Annotated in this window: 8 protein-coding genes; all 8 read left to right on the top strand. The window is 40.0% G+C overall.

Translation table 11 applies throughout. From position 1 onward, the window contains the following. A partial coding sequence (locus CWC14_RS19440; protein ID WP_212746558.1) for a hypothetical protein occupies positions 1 to 182 on the top strand: 182 nt, incomplete at its 5' end. Between the two features lie 2 nt (positions 183 to 184). After that, positions 185 to 415, top strand: coding sequence for a hypothetical protein (locus CWC14_RS15025; protein ID WP_138563652.1), 231 nt, complete (start codon positions 185 to 187; stop codon positions 413 to 415). Positions 416 to 469: 54 nt separating this feature from the next. Then, positions 470 to 859 (top strand): hypothetical protein, encoded by a 390-nt coding sequence (locus tag CWC14_RS15030; RefSeq protein WP_138563654.1) that lies wholly within the window; start codon positions 470 to 472, stop codon positions 857 to 859. Positions 860 to 921: 62 nt separating this feature from the next. Then, positions 922 to 1293 (top strand): hypothetical protein, encoded by a 372-nt coding sequence (locus tag CWC14_RS15035; RefSeq protein WP_138563656.1) that lies wholly within the window; start codon positions 922 to 924, stop codon positions 1291 to 1293. Between the two features lie 331 nt (positions 1294 to 1624). Next, the gene (locus CWC14_RS15040; RefSeq protein ID WP_171034731.1) at positions 1625 to 2572 is read left to right on the top strand and encodes a DUF1679 domain-containing protein; all 948 of its coding nucleotides are present in this window, start codon (positions 1625 to 1627) and stop codon (positions 2570 to 2572) included. A 133-nt stretch (positions 2573 to 2705) separates the two neighbouring features. After that, positions 2706 to 3338, top strand: a complete 633-nt coding sequence (gene upp / locus CWC14_RS15045) for a uracil phosphoribosyltransferase (RefSeq protein ID WP_008466150.1) — start codon at positions 2706 to 2708, stop codon at positions 3336 to 3338. A gap of 9 nt (positions 3339 to 3347) precedes the next feature. Next, the gene (locus tag CWC14_RS15050; protein WP_028834749.1) at positions 3348 to 4586 is read left to right on the top strand and encodes a uracil-xanthine permease family protein; all 1239 of its coding nucleotides are present in this window, start codon (positions 3348 to 3350) and stop codon (positions 4584 to 4586) included. 147 nt (positions 4587 to 4733) lie between these two features. Next, positions 4734 to 6458: an HAD-IIB family hydrolase gene (locus CWC14_RS15055; protein ID WP_171034730.1), complete on the top strand. Its 1725-nt coding sequence runs from the start codon at positions 4734 to 4736 to the stop codon at positions 6456 to 6458. Positions 6459 to 6621 lie beyond the last annotated feature (163 nt).

The raw sequence follows: 6621 nt of genomic DNA on the forward strand, positions 1-6621 counted from the left end.
CCCATGTCGGGCGTACACAAGGGTTTTCAAGTCGGACAAATTACAGTTGGCTTTTTGTTCGTGCCTCACTTATTTTAGCCAACTGCAATTTGCCGCTTAAAACGGCGTTAGCTTTTATGGAGGTTTTTTTGAACCTATTCTGGGTAATATTTTTGGCTTGGCTTATTCCAAGCCTAGGTTAGCTATGTTTTTGATAAAGGCAAGCAAATGGAAGCTTTTCTTTGGTGGAGTAGTCTTAATGCTTTATGGTGCTTTATCAGCAATTGATATGACACAGCGTGGTAAATCTTTAAATCTTCCAGAATTTGAATATGTTGGACACTTGTTACTGCTTTTATACTCTGTTCTGGGAAGTTCCTTAGTTGGGGTGGCATTAAGTGAAATACGTAAATCAAATAGTGGAGCTGATGGATAGATTTTTATAAGAGTTATTAGAGATAGTGTTGATTTATAAAAGAGTGATACCAATATGAAAATTAAAATTGTTAGGTTGTTGTTTTTTGGGTTTTTAGGTGTTGCTTCATCAGCTTCTTTTTCTGAAGAAATTGAATTACGCAAGAACAACAACGTTTTCCATGATTATCAATTGCTTGCTTCGAATGCAAAAGTTCACGATAAAGGTGAAACGATTAGTGAAAAGCTTAGAAAGAGCGCTGCTCAACGTACACTTTCAGCAGGAGTTGGAGCTCAAGTATGTCAAGAACGTGGCGCTTGGCTTGCTGTAGGAAATATTGATCGAGTTGCAACACCGAATATCAAGGTTATGGTTAAAGGCGTTGTTAAAATAGGCACCCCTGGGATTCACCCACAGCGAGATGAGGTCTGGAGCCATGCGGCTGATTGGTACCCTTGTCATTAATGCTAACAAAGCATTGCACCGGACAAGCCGGTGAATGCGGCGTTAGCACTCAAGAGGGAGTTATGAGTAAATTTTTAAACTCAGTAGCCTTGTTACCTATGCTCGGTTTCATTGTCACAATGATTTATATTCTTCTTGCAAAGGAAGAAGTTTATACAAATTATCATTGGTTTGTTGTTGCCTTGGTGTCACTCCAAGCTTCCGCTGAGCGTCTTAAAAATGCAAATTCAGTAAGCATAACAATTTTTGTTTCTAGTATTCTTGCAAACATATTATTACTTATCGCATCTGAATTTGATTTAAAAATAACTCCAGCCACTTTTGGACTGTTTATAGGTTATTTAAGTATTGGTTTTCTAATTGTAATGGGTAATTTAGCTATAAATTGGTACAAGCAATTGAGTGCTAACAAGGCCTTAAAGTCGGGTTCGTAACAATTGGCTAGGTTCCGCTTCGCTCCTTATTTTAGCCTACGTACTTTTGCCCCTAAGTTGGGCGTTAAGTTTCCAAGGAGACCATGTACAAGTTATGCAGAAACCCACCTTAAATTTCTTACTTTCAATGGCTTCAAACTATGCCTTAAGAAGTATAAGTAATGAGCATTGTGTGTCATGGCAATTGCAAGAAAGCGTCAAGTCAGTTGGCTGATACGCGATATTAACACTGTATTTCATGTTGTGCGCGCAGGGCTTTTTTTATTAAGACCTTTTATTAAAAACACCGTCTAATGTTAAACTAACTAAAATTTAGCAACCTAATATGGCTATGTCTTTTTATCTTCCGTTACTTATCCCGCATTTTGAGCGTATAGCCATTGGCGAAACCCTAACTTCACTTTGGAGTGGCTGTGGTCAAATTGTGAAGTGCCAACTTGATGAGCAAGCCTGTGTGATTAAAGCGATTAAAGTACCCGATCACATTAATCATTCTAAAATTAAACAAAGTGCGTTTGCGCTTAACAGGAAACGTGGCTCTTACCACGTTGAATATACATTTTATCAGCAATTTAGTCATAAACTGCCCAAGCAAGCGGCAGCTATTGAATGCATTAAAGCAATCAACAAAGGCGATGAGTTTGCCTTGGTGTTTAAAGATTTTTCAAAGCAGGGTTATATCCAAGCATCTAGCGAGAATATAAAAGCGATTTTAATGTGGTTGGCACATTTTCATGCCTTTCATTTAAATACAAAATTTGATGGTTTATGGCCGCAAGGAAGTTATTGGCATTTGGATACACGCCCTGATGAATTTAATAACTTACCTGAAAAGTCCGATATTAAACAGGCTGCTAATCAATTAAATAATGCGTTAAAGCAATGTGACTACCAAACGTTAATTCATGGTGATGCCAAGCTTGCTAATTTTGCAGCTAATAGCCAAGGGTATATACGCGGTTACGACTTTCAATATGTGGGTGCGGGTGTTGGGGTGGTAGATGTTATGTATTTTATGACCAGCTGTTTGGATGATTCTGAGCTTCACAAATACGCACAAACTTACCTCAACTATTATTTTAGCCAGTTTAAAAACGCACTCAGTCACTACCAACCAGCAGTGAATGCGGATGACGTTATTACACAATGGGCTCATTTATGGCCGGTGGCGTGGGCAGACTTTTATCGGTTTTTACTTGGGTGGAGCCCTGAGCACAAAAAAATTAACGGCTACATGCAAGCCCAAGTAAATAATTGGTTAGCCAGTAACAACTCATAAACACAAAAAGTTGAACAGTTATGGCTAAATTAAATATTTTGGCACGAACTATGAAATCAAGGCTAAAATTAACAGTCAAACGGCCTGTTTTAATATAAAATACGTCAAATTTTTTATCACTAGGTTTATTACTATGGCTATTCACGTTATTTCTCATCCCCTTGTTCAACATAAGTTAGGTTTAATGCGCGCGCATGGAATTAGCACGAAAAGTTTTCGTGAGTTGTGTTCAGAAGTGGGCACATTATTAACTTACGAAGCCACTAAAAACCTAGAATTAGAAGATAACGAAATTACAGGCTGGGACGGTAATAAACTTAAAGTTGAGCACATTAAGGGTAAAAAAATTACCGTGGTGCCAATTTTACGTGCGGGCCTTGGTATGATGGACGGCGTAATGTCGTTACTCCCAGCGGCTAAAGTGAGTGTAGTGGGTTTAGAGCGTAATGAAGAAACTCTTGAGCCAGTTCCCTACTTTGAAAAACTAGTGGGTAATATTGATGAGCGTTTAAGCTTAGTGATTGACCCAATGCTGGCTACTGGTGGTTCTATGATCGCCACCATCGATATGCTTAAAAAAGCAGGCTGTAAAGAAATTAAAGTAATTGTATTGGTTGCTGCACCTGAGGGCGTTGAAAAAACATTAGCCGCTCATCCTGATATTGAGATTTTTACTGCCTCAGTTGATAGCCATTTAAATGAAAAAGGTTACATCATCCCAGGGCTTGGCGATGCAGGTGACAAAATTTTCGGTACGGTTTACTAAGGTTTAGCAGTGCAAAATAATTCTACATTTTCTATAAAAACCATTTTAACCGGTGCCCAAATGCTGTTTGTTGCATTCGGTGCGCTGGTATTAGTGCCTATTTTAACCGGCCTCGATCCGAGTGTTGCCTTGTTTACCGCAGGTTTAGGTACTTTGTTGTTTCAATTTGTCACTAAAGGCCAAGTGCCTATCTTTTTAGCCTCGTCATTTGCGTTTATTGCACCCATTATTGCCTCAGTGCAAATGTGGGGCATACCCGCCACTATGGGCGGCTTAATGGCAGCGGGCTTTACTTATATGCTGTTGAGTTTATTGGTGAAGTTTAAAGGCACAAAAACCTTACATAAAATTTTGCCGCCAATTGTGGTCGGCCCAGTCATTATGGTGATTGGCCTAGCACTCGCGCCAGCTGCGGTTAATATGGCCATGGGTAAAAGTGGCGATGGTGGTACACAAATTATTGCCTACGATAGTGCCATTATTATCTCTATGTTCTCATTACTAGTCACTTTAGTGTTTGCCGTGTGGGGCAAAGGGGTATTTAAACTAATACCTATTTTAGCCGGTGTTGTTGCCGGTTACACGCTATCGTTATTTATGGGTGTAGTGCAGTTTGAAACAGTCAGTAATGCACAGTGGTTGGCAGTGCCTAACTTTGTACTGCCAGAGTTTAAATGGCAAGCCATTTTGTTTATGGTGCCGGTGGCAATTGCGCCTGCTATTGAACACATTGGTGACATGATGGCAATTAGCCAAGTTACAAAAAAAGACTATTTGAAAAAGCCAGGGCTACATCGCACTTTATTTGGTGATGGGTTAGCCACGTCTGCTGCGTCATTATTTGGCGGCCCACCTAACACCACTTACTCAGAGGTAACCGGTGCGGTAATGCTAACTAAAAACTTTAACCCTAAAGTGATGATGTGGACTGCCATTATTGCAATTTGTTTGGCGTTTGTGGCTAAAATGGGCGCGGGCTTGCAAACCATTCCGGTCCCTGTAATGGGTGGCATAATGATCTTATTATTTGGCTCTATTGCCGTTATTGGCTTAAATACCTTAGTTAAATCGGGCGATGACTTAAGTGAGCCTCGCAATTTAAGTATTGTGGCGCTTATTTTAATTTGCGGTATTGGTGGTATGCACATTGGTAGCAGCCAGTTCAGCCTTGAAGGTGTGAGCTTATGCGCTGTTTTAGGTATAGTATTAAATTTAGTATTCCCAAAAGCACAGAGCAACGAGAATTAAATTTGCACTGTGGTTAAAAATATTGCACCAAAAAAGCGCATTTTAAATGCGCTTTTTTTTTTAACCTACTAAAAAGTAACAATAAATAATATTGGTCTAGTAACTGCATTTCCTTATTCATACCCTATAGTTGAATTAGGGGTTGTTATATTGGAGGCCAATAGTGTGGATATAAATGCTTTTTTAGTAAAACATCAATTGCCGTTGAAATATCAATATATTAGTGAGCAGTATTTTTCTGTGATTGCTCAGGATATTTTAACCAGCAAAAAAAATGCGCCTTTATTTGTTGCCATCAACGGCTGCCAAGGCTCAGGAAAAACCACGCTTGGTGACTATTTAGTGACTTGGTTTGAGCAAAACACCCACCTAAATTGTGTTGCGCTCTCTATTGATGACTTTTATTTATCAACTCAAAAACGTCAGCAGTTAGCCCAAGATGTGCATTGTTTATTCGCCACTAGAGGTGTACCGGGTACACATGATGTTGCGTTGATGGATAACACCATTAGCCGTTTATTAAATGCAGAAGTAAATGTACCGCTGCCACGTTTTGACAAGCAACAAGATGAACCGGTAGCAACAAACAAATGGTTAACCAATAGTCAGCCGGTCGATATTGTTATTTTAGAAGGGTGGTGTGTAGCCAGTGAACCACAGCAGCCTTTTACTTTAGTTGAGCCTATTAATGAGCTAGAAAAATCATACGATCAACAAGGGTTGTGGCGTCGCTGTATTAACAGCTGTTTAGCCAATGAATATAAAACCGTTTTTGATAAAATCGACTACACAATAATGCTCAAAGCCCCAAGTTTTGATGATGTGTTTGCCTGGCGACAAGAGCAAGAGCACAAGTTAATTGCCAAACAAGGGCAGGGCGCAGGCACTATGACCGATGAGCAGTTATTGTGGTTTATTGCTCATTTTGAACGCATCACTCGTGAAAACCTCAATACCCTCAGTGCTAAAGCAAATGCACTTATAGAGCTTGATAGTAATCGTGATGTAACTGCGATGGTGCTTACGAACGATAGTATTGGTCAGCCCATTATTTTTACCGATTTAGATGGCACATTGCTCAATCACAGTGATTACAACACCGATGCGGTAGATACCTTACTACAAGAGCTGCAATACAGTGGTGTACCCGTGGTATTTAATACCAGTAAAACATTTAGTGAAGTAGTGGCACTGCAACAAGCGCTCAATATTAAACAGCCTTTTATTGTTGAAAATGGCTCGGCTGTTTATATTCCTAAAAATTATTTTAGTCTCAGGCCCATTGACTGCAGCGAATACCAAGGCTATTGGTGTTATTCATTTGCGGCACCCATTAGCAATTTATGGGCTGATTTAACACACTTAAAAAAAGACTACGGCGATCAATATAGTTTATTCAGTGAGTTATCGTGTGAGCAGGTAATGCACATCACTGGGTTAAACGCGATACAGGCGGCGCAAGCACAGAATCGTCAATATTCAGATCCGCTCTGCTGGCATGGCGAAGAGCACAAACTCAACGAATTTATAAACGCAATAACAGTGTACGGCTACGACGTTAAAGTAGGCGGGCGCTTTATTCACATTGGTAAAAATACCGATAAAAGCATGGCGCAACAATGGCTAGTGAAACAGTTTACTGCGCAGTTTACTAAGCCGCTAAGCATTATTGCGCTAGGGGATAGTGATAACGATAAGCAAATGCTCGAAGAGGCAGATATTGCCATTATTATTGCCAATCCAGAGAGCAAAAAGCCGGTTAAATTAACCCATAACAAAGCGCGTTATTCTCAGTTGCCAGCGCCGTTAGGCTGGGTAGAAGAAATCACTGCATTACCTTGTATTAACAGCATTTTATTTAGGGTCTGTTGACCTTTCAAGGTTAAATTTACAGCAGTATGTTTGGTATTTAGGCAAGGCAGAGCCTATGTGGTGTTTATTCCCCATAAATAGGTGATAACGCAGCATCAATGCCAAACAGGCGCTGCCCAAAGGGTTCTGCCTAGGGGCGATTTACTCTTTGTTGCTCGGTTTT

Origin of the sequence: Pseudoalteromonas sp. S3260, assembly GCF_005886925.1 — a bacterium.
Taxonomy (GTDB): domain Bacteria; phylum Pseudomonadota; class Gammaproteobacteria; order Enterobacterales; family Alteromonadaceae; genus Pseudoalteromonas; species Pseudoalteromonas tetraodonis.

Excerpts from the sequence above, each read along its gene's own strand:
- CWC14_RS15025 (WP_138563652.1), top strand. The coding sequence starts at position 185 with ATGTTTTTGATAAAGGCAAGCAAATGGAAGCTTTTCTTTGGTGGAGTA.
- CWC14_RS15030 (WP_138563654.1), top strand. The coding sequence starts at position 470 with ATGAAAATTAAAATTGTTAGGTTGTTGTTTTTTGGGTTTTTAGGTGTT.
- CWC14_RS15035 (WP_138563656.1), top strand. The coding sequence starts at position 922 with ATGAGTAAATTTTTAAACTCAGTAGCCTTGTTACCTATGCTCGGTTTC.
- CWC14_RS15040 (WP_171034731.1), top strand. The coding sequence starts at position 1,625 with ATGTCTTTTTATCTTCCGTTACTTATCCCGCATTTTGAGCGTATAGCC.
- upp (WP_008466150.1), top strand. The coding sequence starts at position 2,706 with ATGGCTATTCACGTTATTTCTCATCCCCTTGTTCAACATAAGTTAGGT.